Raw genomic sequence first — 14,980 nt, 5'->3', positions numbered from 1 at the left:
TGTCGATGTGGTCACCATCGATGACGTCCGGAGGCTCGCCGCCACCCTGCCGCGGGCTTATGAGGTGCTGGTCCGCGACCAGGTCAAGTTCCGCGTGGGCCAGATCGTGTTTCTCTCGTTCTCGCGCGACGAGACGCTGATGGGCTTCGGCTATCCCAAGGAGGAACGCGCCGCCCTGGTCGAGGCCGAGCCCGACAAGTTCCTCATGCCCATCAAGTCCGACGAACGCTACAACTGGGTCCGCGTCCGACTATCGGCGATCGACGTACCCGAGATGCACGAGCTGGTCCTCGACTCCTGGCGCATGTGCGTCCCGAAATTCGTAGCCCGCGAATACCTGGAGGCAACGACGTCGCAGTGAATAGCCGGCTCGCCCGCGCGCCGCGCCGCCGGCGGCCCACATCAGGCCATCTCGCGCGTGGCGGCGGCTGCGCCGGGCCGTTCGCCAGGGTCGCGTCCGCCGCGGCGACGCCGGGCCTCGATCGTGCCCGGTCTGATGCGCGCGAAGCTGGACGCGATCGGGAGGTGGTGCGTGCGGGTCTGCGGAACTGGGCGGTGAGCGAGCTAACGTCGCACGGGTGACAGCGGAGACGATGGTCGGGTTCGGCCGCAAGCAGGCGTGGTTGGCGATTCGCGGCGGTGACCCTGGAGCGATCGTCGACGCGCTCGGCCTGCGGGATCTTGGGCCGGCGCCGTGGCGGGAGGGTGTCGATCTCGCGCACCTGACCGACGACCGCCTGGTGGTGCCGCCGCCGTTGCCGGGGGCGCGCGACAACGCCTGGATTTTGGTCGCCGGACGGCGGCTCTTCACGATCCCGAGCACGGTCGAGGCGGTCGCGCTGTCCGTGGCGCTGGCTACCGAGGTGCAGTTCTTCGCCACGCACCGGGTGGGTGAGCAGCACCGCTGGGTACGCGCCGTCGACGGCGTGCTCGTCCGCGCGTTCGACTTCGTCGGCGAGATCGGCAAGGTCACCGAGTGGCGCGGCGACCCGGACGACGCCGAACGGTCGCTGGGCATCCCCGAGACCGCCCCCGACGGCGACGACCTGCTGGTCGGCGAGGACGACGTGGCCCGGCTGGCCGGCCGCTGGAGCGTCGACCCCACGGCGTTGGACGGCCGCCCCGCACCCGGATCCCTGCACGTCGCCGCGGCGCCGGACTGAGGGTGGCGCTCACCTACGAATGGCGCGGGCGGTTCGTCAACGCCGAAGTAGCCGCGCTGCACGTCGAAGGCTTCGGTCCCGCGACCACAACGGATGACTGGTGGGACCGGCTACAGCGGCACAGCCTCGGCTGGGTCTGCGCCCGCGACAGCGACGCGGCGCTGGTCGGCTTCGTCAACGTGGCCTGGGACGGCGGCACGCACGCGTTCGTCCTCGATACCGTGGTCGCCGACCGCGCCCGCCGGCAAGGCGTCGGCACCGGCCTGCTCCGCGTTGCCACCGAACAAGCCCGCTCCGCCGGCGCGGCCTGGCTGCACGTCGACTTCGAGCCGCACCTGAGCGCCTTCTACCTCGACGCCTGCGGCTTCACGCCGACCGACGCCGGCCTCATCGCCCTGTCGCCGCCCTGAGAGCGGCGCCACCGGCTGGCTTCGCAACGCGGACGCGGAGGGCGACCGCCCTCCGGCATCGCCGCGGGCCAGCTACAGGCGGAAGTCCAGGTCCGGGGTGACGGTCTGGGTGTCCATCTGGGCCTTCTGCAGCCGCCCCGAATAGTCCCAGTTCATCGACTGCCAGCGGGTGAACTGGTCGAGTACCCACACGCCCGACTGCCGCGACCCGTTCCCCGACCGCCCGTTCCCGCCGAACGGCAGATGAGCCTCAGCCCCCGACGTCGAGTTGTTCACGCTGACCATGCCCGCCGACACACCGGCGCGGAAGGCGAACGCCTCCCGCGGATCGTTGGTGTAGATCGACGACGACAACCCGTACCCCGGCGCGTTGGCCAACGCGATCGCCTCGTCCAGCTCCCCGTAAGGCATCACGCCCACGATCGGACCGAAGGTCTCCGTCAGGAACAGCGAGTCGTCCGGCCGCAGATCGGCCACCACCACCGGGTGGTAGAACAGCCCCAGAGAAGGATCACCCACGAAGCCGGGCCTGGGGTTGTCGGCAGTGATCCGACCGCGCGGCCCCGGCACCACCCGATGATGCGGGCCGATCCAGGACAGATACTCCTCATACCGGGTCGCGAACCGCTCGGCCAACAACGGTCCATAAAGGACATCAGAACCGGTCGGATCACCGATCACCGCATCGGCCAACGCCTTCCCGAGCGAGTCCACGAAGGACGAATACACCGACTCGTGCACGATCGCCGTGCCCAGCGACGTGCAGCGCTGCCCCGCCGTGCCGAAGCCGCCGAACAGCGCCCCCTCGACGGCCAGCGACAGGTCGGCGGACGGCGTGACCACCATCGGGTTCTTGCCACCCAGCTCGAGGCATGGCGTCTGCAGATGCCGACCGGTCAACTCACCGATCTGCGCCCCGACCGCCGACGACCCCGTGAAACCCACCTTGTCCACCAGCCCCGCGGAGAGCGCCGACGACAAGCCCTCGAACGTCGCCGACCCGTCCGCGTCGACCACCGCGAACACTCCGTCGGGCACCCCCGACCGCCGCACGAGCTCCGCCAGCGCGGCCGCGCTCGCGGACGCGTACTCCGCGGGCTTCCAGACGACGGCGTTGCCGCAGAGCAGGGCAGGCACCAGGTACCACGACGGCACCGCCACCGGGAAGTTGCCCGCGGTGATGATCGCGGCCACCCCGACCGGCACCCGGAACGTGAACAGCTGCTTGTCGGGCATCTCGCTCGGCACGGTCTGCCCGTACAGCCGCCGCCCTTCGCCCAGGAAGAAGTCGCAGGTGTCGATGATCTCCTGCACCTCGCCCCGGGCCTCGACGATCGGCTTGCCGATCTCGCGGGTGACGAGCTGCGCCAACGTCTCCAAGTTGGCGCGGACCAGCCGGCCCAGGTTGCCGATCACCTGACCGCGCACCGGCGCCGGCACGGCGGCCCAGCCCGGCTGGGCGGCCCGCGCGGTGCGGCACGCGTCGACGAAGCCGGCCGCGTCGGTCAGCGGCACCTCGGCCACCACGTCGTCGAGCCGAGCCGGGTTGACCGAGCGGTAGACAGTCATGCCACCCACCCTACGGACGGTGGGGCGGCAGCCCGAGACCGGCGCGGATCGCGTCCTGGACCGTCACCGGGTCGGGCCGCGCGTCGACGGTGAGCACGTACTCCTTGCGCCGGAACAGCTCCAGCACCGGCTCCGTCTTGGTGTAGTAGTCGCGCAAGCGGGAGGCCAACGCCTCGGGTGTGTCGTCGTCGCGCGGCACCAGGTCGCCGCCGCAGACGTCGCACTTGCCCTCGACCTCGGGGCGGTCGGAGATCAAGTTGTAGTCCATGCCGCAGTTGGCGCAGAGCCGGCGGCTGAGCACCCGCTTCTGCACCTCTTCGTCGGGCAGGTCGAGGTGGATCACGCCGTCGATGTCGTAGCTCTCCAGGAAGAACTCGGCCTGGCGTACGTTTCGCGGAAAGCCGTCGATCAGGAAGCCGTAGTTCCAGTCGTGCTGCTGGAGCCGGTCCCGCACGATCGACTCGACCAGGTCGTCGCCGACGAGCTCGCCGGCGGTCATCGTGCGGCGTACCTGTGCACCGATCTTGGTGTGCTGCTGGACGTGCCACCGGAGGATGTCGCCCACGCTGATGTGGGTCAGGTCCAGGTCGCGCCGCATGAAGTTGCTCTGCGTGCCCTTGCCGCTGCCCTGCACACCCATGATCACGTACTTCCGCATGCGAAAACGTTCCCACTCGGGCGCGAACCGTGCCAACAGATTGGTCGGATCCAACTCTTGGAATGGACCATTCCGTTCTGCTAGAGTCGAGGCAGACCGGAACGGAACGCAACGCTCCGATGGAGGTTTCACGATGAACCCGTACCGCCTCGACGTCCCCCAGGCCGACCTCGACGACCTGCGCGCCCGCCTCGCCAACACGCGCTGGCCGTTCGCCCTGCCGGGCGCCGAGTGGTCGCGCGGCGTGCCCGTCGACTACCTGCGCGACCTGGCGGCCTACTGGGCCGACGGCTACGACTGGCGCGCGGCCGAGCGCGCGATCAACGAGGTGCCGCAGTTCACCACCGAGATCGACGGTCAGCAGGTGCATTTCCTGCACGCCCGCTCGCCCGAGCCCAACGCGCTGCCGCTGATCCTCAGCCACGGCTGGCCCGGTTCGATCATGGAGTTCCTCGAGCTGGTCGGCCCGCTGACCGACCCCCGCTCGCACGGCGGCGACCCGGCCGACGCGTTCCACGTCGTCATCCCGTCCATCCCCGGCTTCGGCCTCTCCGGCCGGGTCACCGAGCCGGGCTGGGACAGCCGCCGCATCGCCGGCGCGTTCGCCGAGCTGATGAGCCGCCTCGGCTACGAGCGCTACGGCGCACAGGGCGGCGACTACGGCGCCTTCATCGCGCCGGACCTCGGCCGGGTCGACGCCGAGCACGTGGTCGGCATCCACGTCAACGCGGCCACGCTGGGCTTCATCCCGTTCGGCGAGGTGCCGGAGGAGGAGCAGGCCACGATGACCGACGCGGAACGGGTCCGACTCGGCCGCCTCGCCAACTACATGCAGGACATGAACGGCTACTTCCAGATCCAGGCGACCCGCCCACAGACCCTGTCGTACGCCCTCGCCGACTCACCCGTCGGCCAGCTCGCCTGGATCGTCGAGAAGTTCCAGGAATGGACGCACGGCGGCAAGATCCCCGAGGACGTCGTCGACCGCGACCGCATCTTGACCAACGTCATGCTCTATTGGCTGACCAACACCGCCGGCACGTCGGCCAACCTCTACTACGAGAGCATGCACAGCGGCAACTGGCCGACCCCGAGCGGCGTGCCGACCGGCGTCGCCGTGTTCGCGGAAGACGTCGCGATCCGCCGCTACGCGGAACAGACCAACACGATCACCCACTGGACCGAGTACGACCGCGGCGGCCACTTCGCGGCCCTCGAAGCCCCGGACCTCTTCGTCGACGACGTCCGCACCTTCTTCCGCACGGTCCGCTAAAACCCCCATCCCGGAAGCCCGCCGCCTCACCGCGGCGGGCTCCGTCGTGGCACGTTCAAGAACCGGTGTTCCCGGGTCCGCGGTGGTTAGGGCCCAGGTCGCGCAGCACCCTAGGTGTCCGCGTCGCCGGCCAGGTCGCGTAGGTGGGTGATCTCCGGGTCGGCCAGACCGGCGACGCCGGTCGCGCGGTGCTGGTCGGCCTGGTCGTCGATCCACTTGGCGTGGGCTTCCCAGGCCGCCTGTTTGCTGGTGCCCAGCGCCGCCCCGATCTGGGACCACGACGCCCCTGCGGCGCGAGCCGCGCGGACGCTGAGCTGTCGCCCATAGGCCACCTTGCGGGTCAGCACCTCGCTCAGCGCCAGCAGTTCCAACACCTCTGCCCGACCCAGCGCCGGCTCGCCCAGCGCCTCCCACGTCCGCAACTGGTCATAGCGGGCCGCGGCCGTCGCCAAGGTGTGTTCCTGTTCCAGCAGGTCAGGCGTCATGAACAGAAACATTCCGTCAAGCTGGCCTGACGTCAAGGCGTGTTCGCGGTGGGCGAAGCGGCCCGGGCGTCCAGTGCGGACGCCCGGGCTCGCTCCTCTCCGACTCCGCGCGCGATCGTCTCAGCGAGTGAGCGGAACGCCGGGTCGGCGCCGGCATTTCGCTCGCCGGCGCAGAGTCGGGAGGCCTGGTCGAGGTGCGCGATCATCGCGGCGGCGAAGCCGCGGTCGAACTCCTTTCCCGTGAGCTTGGTCAGCGCGGCGCGCTGGGCCTCGGTCGGCATGCCGGGCATGTCGTGCTTGAGGTGCTCGTTCTCCGGGAGCGTCAACCCCGCCGCCAGCTTGCGCAGCGAGTCGAGCTCGGTCTGGCGCGAACGGCGGGCCACCGACGCGTAGAGCTGCACGGCTGGGTCGCCGCTGCGGCTCGGCACCAGGTCCAGCACCGGCAACAGCCGCTCGTTCATCGCGATCAACAGCTGCAACCACGCGATGTCGGTGGTGTTCGGCCCCGCCGAACCCGACGAGCCCGGGCCGGGGTCCGAGCCAGAGCCAGAGCCAGGGGCGGATGGGCCCGAGCTCCCGCCCGCACCTGGGCTGCCCGCCCCGCCGCCGGCATCGCGATCAGCCGCCGTGCACCCGCCCAGCAGGGCGAGCGACACGTACGCGAGCACGGCGCGGCGACGGGTCATCGGTCGACTCCTCGACGGGGACGGTCGTCGTTGAGAAATCTTGGGCCATCGATGAAATTCTGCGAGAGAGCGCTCTCGCTGGAGGCCAGTTTGTGCGAGACTGCGATGCGTGTCAATCCCCGGAAAGCGCTCCCCAGGATATTGACGAGAACCGAACCGCGGTCCAGACTCAGAGCCGCTCGGAGAGCGCTCTCCGAGCGCCACGCCCCCGTCCCGGCGTGCACACCGCGCGCGCCGCCTATCACCGTTAGGCAGGCACATGAGAACCGACGCACCACCCCCGGAAGTCCCGGAGACCAAACACCGCACCCGCGTCCGGCGCCACGCCGCGATCGCCGGCCTGGCCGCCGCCGCCCTGGTGGCCGCCGCCCTGACCGTCTCGACCGCGGCCCACGCCGCCGACCCGGTCATCTCACAGGGCAAGCCGGTCACCGCCTCGTCCGTCGAGAACGCCGGCACCCCCGCCACCGCGGCCGTCGACGGCAACGCCGGCACCCGCTGGGCCTCGGCCTTCGCCGATCCACAGTGGATCCGCATCGACCTTGGCGCCACGGCGACCATCACCCAGGTGACGCTCAACTGGGAGGCCGCGTACGCCCGGTCGTTCCAGCTCCAGACCTCCGCCGACGGCAACACCTGGACCAACATCTACTCGACCACGACCGGCGCGGGCGGCACGCAGGTGCTGCCGGTGACCGGCAGCGGCCGCTACGTCCGGATGAACGGCACGGCCCGGGCGACGGCCTACGGCTACAGCCTGTGGGAGTTCCAGGTCCACGGCACGTTCGGCGGCACCAACCCCGGCACCTGCGGCACGACCAACGCCGCCCAGGGCAAGCCGGCCACCGCGTCGTCGACTCAGGGCGCCGGCTTCCCGGCCAGCGCGGCCGTCGACGGCAACGCCGGCACCCGCTGGTCGTCGGCCGCTTCTGATCCACAGTGGATCCGGATCGACCTCGGCAGCGTCCAGAACATCTGCCAGGTGGTGCTGCAGTGGGAGGCCGCGTACGGTCGGGCCTTCCAGATCCAGACCAGCACCAACGACTCGACCTGGACCAACATCTACAGCACCACGACCGGCACCGGCGGCACGCAGACCATCAACGCCAACGCCAGCGCGCGCTACCTGCGCGTCTACGGCACCGCCCGGGGCACGGCCTACGGCTACTCACTGTGGGAGATCCGCATCTTCACCGGCACGGGCACCAACCCGACGGATCCGCCGACCGACCCGCCGCCCACCGGCGAACCGGTCGAGCCGACCGACCCGCGCAACCCGAACCTGGGCGCCAACACGTTCGTGTTCGACCCGTCGACGCCGACCTCGACCATCCAGAGCCGGCTCAACACCATCTTCACCCAGCAGGAGACCAACCAGTTCGGCCCGCAGCGCTACGCCGTGCTGTTCAAGCCGGGCAACTACACCGCCGACGTCAACCTCGGCTTCTTCACCCAGGTCGCCGGCCTCGGCATGTCGCCCGACGACGTCAACCTCAACGGGCACGTGCGCGCCGAGGCGTTCTGGTTCGGCGGCAACGCCACCCAGAACTTCTGGCGCGCGGCGGAAAACCTGAGCGTCACCCTGCCGGCCGGCGTGAGCGTCGAGCGGTGGGCGGTCTCGCAGGCGGCCCCGTACCGCCGGATGCATCTGCGTGGCGGCGGCAATCAGATCCAGCTCTGGAACGGCGGCGACGGCTGGTCGAGCGGCGGCTTCATGGCCGACACCAAGATCGACGGCATGGTCGTCTCCGGCTCGCAGCAGCAGTGGTACTCGCGTAACAGCGAGTTCGGCTCCTGGAGCGGCTCCGTCTGGAACATGGTGTTCCAGGGCGTGGCCGGTGCGCCGCCCAACCACTTCCCGAACCCCTCGCACACGGTCATCGCCAACACCCCGGTCGTACGCGAGAAGCCGTTCCTCTACGTCGACGGCTCGGGCGAGTACCGGGTGTTCGTGCCCGCGCTGCGCACCAACTCGAGCGGCACAACGTGGTTCAACAAGACGCCGGCGGGCTCCTCCTTGTCGCTGTCGACGTTCTTCATCGTGCGTCCGGGCACCCCGGTCGCGACCATCAACCTGGCGCTGGCGCAGGGCAAGAACCTGCTCTTCACCCCGGGCGTGCACCACGTCAACCAGCCGATCCAGGTCAACCGGGCCAACACGGTGATCCTGGGTCTGGGCCTGGCCACCATCCAGGCCGACAACGGCTCGGTCGGCATGCGGATCGCGGACGTCGACGGCGTCAAGGTCGGCGGCATCATGTTCGAGGCCGGCGCGACCAACTCGCCGGTGCTGATGGAGGTCGGCCCGGCCGGCTCCAGCGCGGACCACGCCGCCAACCCGGTCTCGCTGCACGACGTGTTCTTCCGGATCGGCGGCCCCGGTGTCGGTCGGGCGACCAACAGCCTGACGGTCAACAGCGACGACGTCATCGGTGACCACATGTGGTTGTGGCGGGCCGACCACGGCGACGGGGTCGGCTGGTCGGTCAACACGGCCGACACGGGCCTGACCGTCAACGGCGACGACGTCACCATGTACGGCCTGTTCGTCGAGCACTTCCAGAAGTACCAGACCATCTGGAACGGCGAGCGCGGCCGCACGTACTTCTATCAGAACGAGTTCCCCTACGAGATGCCCAACCAGGCGGCCTGGATGAACGGGTCGACCAGAGGCTATGCGGCATACAAGGTCAACGACGCGGTCAACGAGCACTACGCGATCGGCCTCGGCTCGTACTGTGTGTTCACATTGGACGAGTCCGTGGTCGCGGAGCGCTCGTTCGAGGTGCCGACCAAGCCAGGCGTGCGGTTCCAGAACATGGTGACCGTCTCGCTCGGCGGGCAGGGCACGATCAACCGCATCATCAACAACACCGGCGGTACGGCCCGGCGTGGCGCCGAGATCCAGTACCTGAACAACTACCCGTGATCCGCTAACACCTGAGTGATCGCGTGTTCGCCGGCATCCGCCAAACCGGGGTGGATGTCGGCGAACACGGCTATCGCGGTGCCGATCGCCAGCGCCCAGGCCCGGGCCCGGCGCCAGGTGGCCGGGTCGGCCTCGACACCGGCCTGGAAGACGGCCCGGCCGGGCGGGTCGAAGACCAGCCACGCGGCGGCCAGGTCGGTTGCGGGGTCGCCGGCGGTCAGGTCGCCGAAGTCCAGCACGGCGGCCAGCGTCGCCGGGTTGCCGCGCAGCACCAGGTTGGCCGGGTGCGGGTCGCCGTGCAGCCACAGCTCGGGCCCTTCCCACGCCGGCGTCGCCTTGAGCTCGTCCCAGAGTCGCCGCAGCTCGTCCTCGCGGGCCAGCTTCCCGCTGGTCAGCCGCTCCTGGATCTGCCCGTCGCGATGCGACAGCGGCACGCCGCGGACCGCGTTGACCGGCGCTTCCGCCGGAGCGGGCACGTGCAGCCGGTTCATGAACTCGGCCAGCGACCCGGCGACGGCGCGGCGCTCGACGACCGGCACCCGGCTCGCGATCTCGCCGTCGACCCACGCGCAGATCGACCACGGCCACGGGTAGCCGTCGCCCGGCTGGCCGACCCGCACCGGCGCCGGCACGCTCACCGCCAGCCGCGGGGCGAGCGCGGGCAGCCAGCGCTGCTCGTTGACGATCAGCTGGACGGCCACCTCCCGGCGGGGCAGCCGCACGCACAGGTCGTCACCCAGCCGGAAGATCACGTTGTCCCAGCCGTTGGCGACGAGCGTCAACGGCCGATCGGCGAGGTCGGGATGTTGGGCGCGGAGCAGGCGGGCCACCAGGTCGGCGTCAATGTCGATCTCGGCGAGGGGAGCGCTCATCCGGCCCATTCTGCCGGCCATGCCGGACCGGCATGGACCACGACGCAACAGGTATTGGTGGGCGTCTGAGTTCGGGCGGAGGGTTGGTGGCATGACTGATGTGCAGCAACGGATCGTCGTGCTGGGTGGCACGTCGGGCCTCGGGTTCGCCGTCGCCGACCTGCTGGCCACGCGCGGCGCCGAGATCGTGATCGTTTCCAGCCGCCAGCCGAGCGTCGACAAGGCGCTGGCCAAGCTGCCCGCGGGAGCCACCGGCCACGTCGCGGACCTGCGGGACGAGGGCGAGATCGAGCGCCTGTTCGAGGCGATCGGCCCCTTCGACCACCTCGTCTACACGGCCGGCGAGCCGCTGAGCCTGCTCCCGGTCGACGACATGGCGCTCGACCGGGCCCACGACTTCTTCGGGCTGCGGTTCTTCAGCGTGCTGGCGGCCGTGAAGCACGCGGCGCCGCGGATCCGGCCGGGCGGCTCGATCACGCTGACCACCGGCTCCGCGGGCGAGCGGCCGTCGGCCGGGTGGTCGGTCGCGGCCGCGATCTGTGGTGCGGTGAGCTCCTTGACCAAGGCGCTGGCGGTCGAGCTCGCCCCGCTGCGGGTCAACGCTGTCGCGCCCGGCGTGACCAGGTCACCCCTCTGGGCGGGGATGGGGGAGGACGACCGGGAGGCCTACTTCCGGCAGGTCGGCGAGACCTCCCTGATCGGCCGGGTGGGGGAGACCGCAGAAGTCGCCCGGGCATACGCGTACCTGATCGACCAGCCGTTCTCCACCGGCACCGTGCTCGCTGTGGACGGCGGCCAGCTGCTCGTCTAGGCGGTCCGCATGAGCCGCGCGGCCAGCTCCGCGAAGCGGCGCACCTCGGCCGACTCCCGCTGGTCGCTGTGGGCGAGCGCGACGTGGTTGTCGGCCACCCCGTCGAGGGCGCTGTAAGAAACGTCCGACCGGGTGTAGAGCGCCGCGGTCGAGCGGGGGACGATGATGATTCCCTGTTCGGCCGCGACGTGCTCCAGCTTCTCCTCCATTGTGGACCCGGGACCGGACCGCCAATGATGCGGCCGCGCGCCCTGGCGCTCCTCGGTGGCGATGTTGCGCCACTCGGGCACGAGGGCGGGATCCTGCAACAGGTGTTCGTCGACGAGGTCGCTGACGTGCACGCGGTCCTTGCCGGCCAGCCGGTGCCCGGCCGGCAGGGCGACCACCCGCGGCTCCGCGAACAGCGGCACGATCGTCAGACCGTTGGCCGGGACGGGCAGTCGCACGAAGCTGACGTCGGCGCGGCCGTCGTGCACCACCGCCGCCTGCTCGTAGTAGGACGTGCGCAGCACCTCGACGCTCACCGCGGGGAAGGCGTCGGTGAACGCCCGCACCACCGGCGTCACGAGGATGCCGGGCATGAAGGCGACCGTGAACCGGTTGTCACCCCGGGCGGCCAGCCGCGCCCGTCGTTCCATCGCCCCGGCGGACGCCAGCAGCGGCCGGGCGTCGGCCAGCAGTTGGGCGCCGGCCGGAGTGAGCTCGGTGCCGCGGCTCGAGCGCGTGAACAGCGCGATGCGCAGTTCCTGCTCGAGTGACCGGATCTGCCGGCTCAGCGCCGGTTGGGCGATGCGCAGGCGCTCGGCTGCGCGCCCGAAGCTCAGCTCCTCGGCCACGGCGACGAAGTAGCGCAACCGGCGCAGATCAAGATCCATCACGGTCCCCGGACGCAACGCTACCCCGTCAGGGCGGGTCGAGCAGCGGGCGGAAGGCGGCCTTGAACAGGCGCGGACCGATCGTGCGGAGAACCGTGTCGCGCAGGAGCGGGGGCAGGTGGCGGGCCCGGTCGCGGCGGCGGGTCTGGCCGCGGACCCAGCGGGCCCGGGCAACCCGCCGCCGGGCGTACCCGTCGAGGTCGTCGACCGTCCCGGCGAGCACAAGGGCGTCCTCGAGGGCGAGGGCGGCGCCCTGCGCCATGTTCGGCGAGTACGCGTGCGCGGCGTCCCCGATCAGCACGGTCTTGCCGCGGTGCACCTCGTCGAGGAAGACCTCCTCGATGGTGCCGTGGTGCACGTCGGTGGCCCCGGCCAGCAGCGCCTGGACCGGCTCGGGGAACTCGGCGAAGAGCGTGCGCCAGTCCGCGGACGGAGCGGCCGCGGCGGTGGTGAGGTCGGCGTAGCAGTAGACCCGCCCGGCGCCGAGCGAGACGGCCAGGAACGTGCGGCCGTGCCCCTGCCACGTGCACCACAGATGCTCGACGGGGTAGCCGTCGGTGACGAACCGCCACGCCACCTCGCCGACCGGCCGCGGGGCCGCGGCGTCCGGGAAGACCCACTCGCGCACCGCCGACCGGATCCCGTCGGCGCCGACGACCAGGTCGTAGGGCGCCGCGTCGTCAGACACGAACGACTTGGTGAGCACGTCGATCCCGCCGCGCAGGATCCGCCGCAGTTCGGCATGCTCCACCGCGACACTCGGCGCGATGCCGCCCCACACCGCGTCGATCGGCAACTCGATCAGTGGCCGGCCGCGGTGGTCGAGCATCCGGATCTGCCGGATCTCGTGTCCGGCGGCCCGGATCTCAGCACCGAAGCCCAGCGTGGTCAGCGCCCGCACCGCGTTGGCCGGCAGATAGATGCCGGTGCCACCGGCCTCGGGCCGCGGGTTGCGCTCGAACACGTCGGCCCGGATCCCCTTGGCCCGCAACGCGTGCGCCGCACCGAGCCCGGCGATGCCGCCTCCGACGATCAACACCCGTGGATCCGTCATGCCGATCAGTGTGCGCTATCGCGGTTGCAGCGAGCTTGCATAGACCCAGGAGCCGTCTTCGCGTACGAAGCGGCTGCGTTCGTGCAACTCGTCCGTCCGACCCGCGTGCCGGAAGACGGCGCGGAACTCGACGACACCGGTCTGGTCCGCCGCGCCGCCCTTGACCGTGTCGAGGATCTCCAACCGCACCCAGCGTTGGGCCGGGTCCAGGTCGAGTGACTCCGGCCGGGTCCGGCTGTGCCAGGTGCGGAGCAGATAGTCGGCGTCCCCGACCGCGAAGGCGCTGTAGCGGGACCGCATCAACCGCTCGGCCGTCTCCGCCCGGTCGGCGCCGGCGTGGAGCGGGCCGCAACACGACGCGTAGGAGAGCCCCGACCCGCACGGACACAGCACGCCGCCATTGTGGCCCAGCGCGAACGTGGGCGGCCGCGGGACCCCCGACCCGCGACCGCCCACAGTGGAGAAAAGCTCAGCTCACTTCGCGCTTCAGCAGGCGCATCAGTCCCAGCACGCCGGGCAGCACGATCCAGAGCCCGACCGACGCGGCCAGCCGCGCCCACTCGCCGCCGCTGAGGGCGGCGTCGTCGAACAGGGGCGTGGAGGTCACCGACAGGTCCAGCCACTCGGCGGTGCCCCGCAGGCTCTCGATCATGCCGGTCAGCACGGACCAGACGGTCGGGACGATGAAATACAGCACGATCGCCACGGCCGAGTTCATGAACAGCATGCCGAACGCCAGGCCGAAGAGCACGTTCATGACGTTGAACAGCAGGGCGTACGCCAGCAGCAGTCCACTGAACGACCAGCTCCCGGCCGCGCTGTCCATGCCGCCCGCGACCGCGTTGCCGATCGCGGCGAAGCCGAGGCTCGGCAGCAGCGCCACGACGCCGAGGACCACCGAGGCGAACACCTTGGCCAGCGCGACCCGCTCGCGCCGCGGGGTGAGCGCGAACGTGGTCAGCGCCGTCCGCTGGGTCCACTCGCTGGTCACCGACAGGATGCCGAGGACCGGCAGCAGCACGCCGACCGGGAACAGCGTCGACTGGAACATGTTCTTGAACGTCTGGTCCGGCGGGTCGGCCGCGAACAGCTGGATGACGACGATCGCCACGGAGATCAAGGCGGTCGCGATCATCAGCCAGAAGCCGGCCCGGGTGTCGGCCATCTTGCGCAGCTCGATGCCGGTGAGCCGGATCAGCCCGGGTCGGGGGAAGGTCCGGGGCGCCGCCATCGGCGTACGCGTCTCCGTCATGGTCGCGGTCATCGCGCGGTCTCCTTGGCCTCGGCGGCGGTCAGGGTCAGGAACAGTTCTTCGAGGCCGCCGGTGTCGACCGGGCGCAGCTCGAGCAGCACGGCGGAGATCGCGGCCGCGACCTGGCCGACCTGCTCCGCCTCGCCCTGCACGATGAGCGCGCCGTCGGCGCCAGCGGTGACCGCGAGGCCGCTGCGCTCCAGGGCCTTCTGGAGCGTGCCCGGGTCCAGCGCGCGCACCCGCACGCCACCGGCCGCGAGCAGCTCCTCCTTGCTGCCGTTGGCCACGATTCGACCGCCCCCGATGACCACCAGTCGATCCGCGACCGCCTCGACCTCGCGCAGCAGGTGCGAGGAGAGCAGCACGGTGCCGCCCCGGTCGGCGAAGTCCCGCAGCAGGCCGCGCATCCAGAAGATGCCCTCGGGGTCGAGCCCGTTGGCCGGCTCGTCGAGGATCAGCACCCGCGGGTCGCCGAGGAAAGCGTGGGCGATGCCGAGCCGCTGCCGCATGCCGAGCGAATAGCCCCGCACCCGTCGCCCGGCCGCCGGACCCGCCAGCCCCACCAGCTGGAGGAGCTCGTCGACCTTGGTCTTACCCATCCCTTGGGTACGCGCGGACAACGTCAGCACCTCCCGCCCCGTCCGGCCGGGGTGCTGTGCCGAGGCGTCCAGCAGGACTCCGACCTCGCGGGCCGGGTTGGGCAGGTCCCGGTAGGGCCGCCCCGCCACCGTCGACTGGCCCGCGCTGGGCGGGGTGAGCCCGGTGATCATCCGCATCGTGGTCGACTTGCCGGCGCCGTTGGGGCCGAGGAAGCCGGTCACGGTGCCGGGGGCGCACTCGAACGAGACGTCGTTGACGGCCGTGTGCGCCCCGTACCGCTTGGTCAAGCTGGTCACACTGATCATGCGAACAAGCCTGCCGGCGCCGGGTGGTCCAGCGCGTC

The 14,980-nt window shown here is 70.9% G+C and carries 16 protein-coding genes; 6 read left to right on the top strand and 10 right to left on the bottom strand.

Annotated features, from left to right (window positions below; genetic code table 11):
* Window positions 1-7 precede the first annotated feature (7 nt).
* The 3 genes from O7635_RS08335 to O7635_RS08325 all read left to right on the top strand — a co-directional run bounded on the left by O7635_RS08335 (window position 8) and on the right by O7635_RS08325 (window position 1,573).
* Window positions 8-361: an MmcQ/YjbR family DNA-binding protein gene (locus O7635_RS08335; RefSeq protein WP_278079842.1), complete on the top strand. Its 354-nt coding sequence runs from the start codon at window positions 8-10 to the stop codon at window positions 359-361.
* Window positions 362-578: 217 nt separating this feature from the next.
* Window positions 579-1,163, top strand: a complete 585-nt coding sequence (locus O7635_RS08330; RefSeq protein WP_278079841.1) for a hypothetical protein — start codon at window positions 579-581, stop codon at window positions 1,161-1,163.
* A 2-nt stretch (window positions 1,164-1,165) separates the two neighbouring features.
* The gene (locus O7635_RS08325) at window positions 1,166-1,573 is read left to right on the top strand and encodes a GNAT family N-acetyltransferase (RefSeq protein ID WP_278079840.1); all 408 of its coding nucleotides are present in this window, start codon (window positions 1,166-1,168) and stop codon (window positions 1,571-1,573) included.
* A 72-nt stretch (window positions 1,574-1,645) separates the two neighbouring features.
* Here the strand turns inward: O7635_RS08325 and O7635_RS08320 are convergent, their stop codons facing one another.
* Together O7635_RS08320 and O7635_RS08315 are read right to left on the bottom strand one after the other, a co-directional pair.
* Window positions 1,646-3,142, bottom strand: coding sequence for an aldehyde dehydrogenase family protein (locus O7635_RS08320; RefSeq protein ID WP_278079839.1), 1,497 nt, complete (start codon window positions 3,140-3,142; stop codon window positions 1,646-1,648).
* A gap of 10 nt (window positions 3,143-3,152) precedes the next feature.
* Window positions 3,153-3,800: a nucleoside monophosphate kinase gene (locus tag O7635_RS08315; protein WP_278079838.1), complete on the bottom strand. Its 648-nt coding sequence runs from the start codon at window positions 3,798-3,800 to the stop codon at window positions 3,153-3,155.
* A 133-nt stretch (window positions 3,801-3,933) separates the two neighbouring features.
* Between O7635_RS08315 and O7635_RS08310 the strand changes: the two genes are divergently transcribed.
* Entirely contained in the window at window positions 3,934-5,073 is a 1,140-nt protein-coding gene (locus tag O7635_RS08310; protein WP_278079837.1) for an epoxide hydrolase family protein, read from the top strand.
* 110 nt (window positions 5,074-5,183) lie between these two features.
* Here O7635_RS08310 and O7635_RS08305 read toward each other — a convergent pair whose 3' ends face one another.
* Both O7635_RS08305 and O7635_RS08300 read right to left on the bottom strand, forming a co-directional pair.
* Complete coding sequence (locus tag O7635_RS08305; protein ID WP_278079836.1) at window positions 5,184-5,558, bottom strand: hypothetical protein; 375 nt, start codon at window positions 5,556-5,558, stop codon at window positions 5,184-5,186.
* A 32-nt stretch (window positions 5,559-5,590) separates the two neighbouring features.
* Window positions 5,591-6,244, bottom strand: a complete 654-nt coding sequence (locus O7635_RS08300) for a DUF305 domain-containing protein (protein WP_278079835.1) — start codon at window positions 6,242-6,244, stop codon at window positions 5,591-5,593.
* Window positions 6,245-6,503: 259 nt separating this feature from the next.
* Between O7635_RS08300 and O7635_RS08295 the strand changes: the two genes are divergently transcribed.
* A complete protein-coding gene (locus O7635_RS08295) occupies window positions 6,504-9,173 on the top strand; it encodes a discoidin domain-containing protein (RefSeq protein ID WP_278079834.1) in 2,670 nt (889 codons plus the stop codon).
* Here the strand turns inward: O7635_RS08295 and O7635_RS08290 are convergent.
* On the bottom strand, window positions 9,164-10,045 hold the full coding sequence (locus tag O7635_RS08290) for an aminoglycoside phosphotransferase family protein (RefSeq protein WP_278079833.1): 882 nt from the start codon (window positions 10,043-10,045) through the stop codon (window positions 9,164-9,166). The two genes, O7635_RS08295 and O7635_RS08290, sit on opposite strands and share 10 nt — an antisense overlap.
* Before the next feature lie 91 nt (window positions 10,046-10,136).
* On the opposite strand from O7635_RS08290, the gene O7635_RS08285 reads away from it, so the two are divergent.
* On the top strand, window positions 10,137-10,856 hold the full coding sequence (locus O7635_RS08285) for an SDR family oxidoreductase (protein ID WP_278079832.1): 720 nt from the start codon (window positions 10,137-10,139) through the stop codon (window positions 10,854-10,856).
* Here the strand turns inward: O7635_RS08285 and O7635_RS08280 are convergent.
* The 5 genes from O7635_RS08280 to O7635_RS08260 form a co-directional block, all read right to left on the bottom strand.
* On the bottom strand, window positions 10,853-11,731 hold the full coding sequence (locus O7635_RS08280; protein WP_278079831.1) for a LysR family transcriptional regulator: 879 nt from the start codon (window positions 11,729-11,731) through the stop codon (window positions 10,853-10,855). The genes O7635_RS08285 and O7635_RS08280 overlap by 4 nt on opposite strands.
* A gap of 28 nt (window positions 11,732-11,759) precedes the next feature.
* Window positions 11,760-12,785, bottom strand: coding sequence for an FAD-dependent monooxygenase (locus O7635_RS08275; protein WP_278079830.1), 1,026 nt, complete (start codon window positions 12,783-12,785; stop codon window positions 11,760-11,762).
* Window positions 12,786-12,800: 15 nt separating this feature from the next.
* Window positions 12,801-13,178, bottom strand: a complete 378-nt coding sequence (locus O7635_RS08270; RefSeq protein WP_278079829.1) for a YchJ family protein — start codon at window positions 13,176-13,178, stop codon at window positions 12,801-12,803.
* 76 nt (window positions 13,179-13,254) lie between these two features.
* The gene (locus O7635_RS08265) at window positions 13,255-14,049 is read right to left on the bottom strand and encodes an ABC transporter permease (protein ID WP_278079828.1); all 795 of its coding nucleotides are present in this window, start codon (window positions 14,047-14,049) and stop codon (window positions 13,255-13,257) included.
* Window positions 14,046-14,942, bottom strand: coding sequence for an ATP-binding cassette domain-containing protein (locus O7635_RS08260; protein ID WP_278079827.1), 897 nt, complete (start codon window positions 14,940-14,942; stop codon window positions 14,046-14,048). Before O7635_RS08260 ends, O7635_RS08265 begins: the two co-directional genes overlap by 4 nt.
* Window positions 14,943-14,980: the final 38 nt, after the last annotated feature.

The organism is Asanoa sp. WMMD1127 (assembly GCF_029626225.1).
GTDB lineage: Bacteria > Actinomycetota > Actinomycetes > Mycobacteriales > Micromonosporaceae > Asanoa.
Note: the sequence above shows the minus strand (reverse complement) of the source record. Positions and strands in the feature narration are given on the sequence as shown.

Excerpts from the sequence above, each read along its gene's own strand:
- O7635_RS08265 (WP_278079828.1), bottom strand. The coding sequence starts at position 14,049 with ATGACCGCGACCATGACGGAGACGCGTACGCCGATGGCGGCGCCCCGG.
- O7635_RS08290 (WP_278079833.1), bottom strand. The coding sequence starts at position 10,045 with ATGAGCGCTCCCCTCGCCGAGATCGACATTGACGCCGACCTGGTGGCC.
- O7635_RS08300 (WP_278079835.1), bottom strand. The coding sequence starts at position 6,244 with ATGACCCGTCGCCGCGCCGTGCTCGCGTACGTGTCGCTCGCCCTGCTG.
- O7635_RS08315 (WP_278079838.1), bottom strand. The coding sequence starts at position 3,800 with ATGCGGAAGTACGTGATCATGGGTGTGCAGGGCAGCGGCAAGGGCACG.
- O7635_RS08260 (WP_278079827.1), bottom strand. The coding sequence starts at position 14,942 with ATGATCAGTGTGACCAGCTTGACCAAGCGGTACGGGGCGCACACGGCC.
- O7635_RS08275 (WP_278079830.1), bottom strand. The coding sequence starts at position 12,785 with ATGACGGATCCACGGGTGTTGATCGTCGGAGGCGGCATCGCCGGGCTC.
- O7635_RS08305 (WP_278079836.1), bottom strand. The coding sequence starts at position 5,558 with ATGACGCCTGACCTGCTGGAACAGGAACACACCTTGGCGACGGCCGCG.
- O7635_RS08320 (WP_278079839.1), bottom strand. The coding sequence starts at position 3,142 with ATGACTGTCTACCGCTCGGTCAACCCGGCTCGGCTCGACGACGTGGTG.
- O7635_RS08285 (WP_278079832.1), top strand. The coding sequence starts at position 10,137 with ATGACTGATGTGCAGCAACGGATCGTCGTGCTGGGTGGCACGTCGGGC.
- O7635_RS08280 (WP_278079831.1), bottom strand. The coding sequence starts at position 11,731 with ATGGATCTTGATCTGCGCCGGTTGCGCTACTTCGTCGCCGTGGCCGAG.
- O7635_RS08295 (WP_278079834.1), top strand. The coding sequence starts at position 6,504 with ATGAGAACCGACGCACCACCCCCGGAAGTCCCGGAGACCAAACACCGC.
- O7635_RS08310 (WP_278079837.1), top strand. The coding sequence starts at position 3,934 with ATGAACCCGTACCGCCTCGACGTCCCCCAGGCCGACCTCGACGACCTG.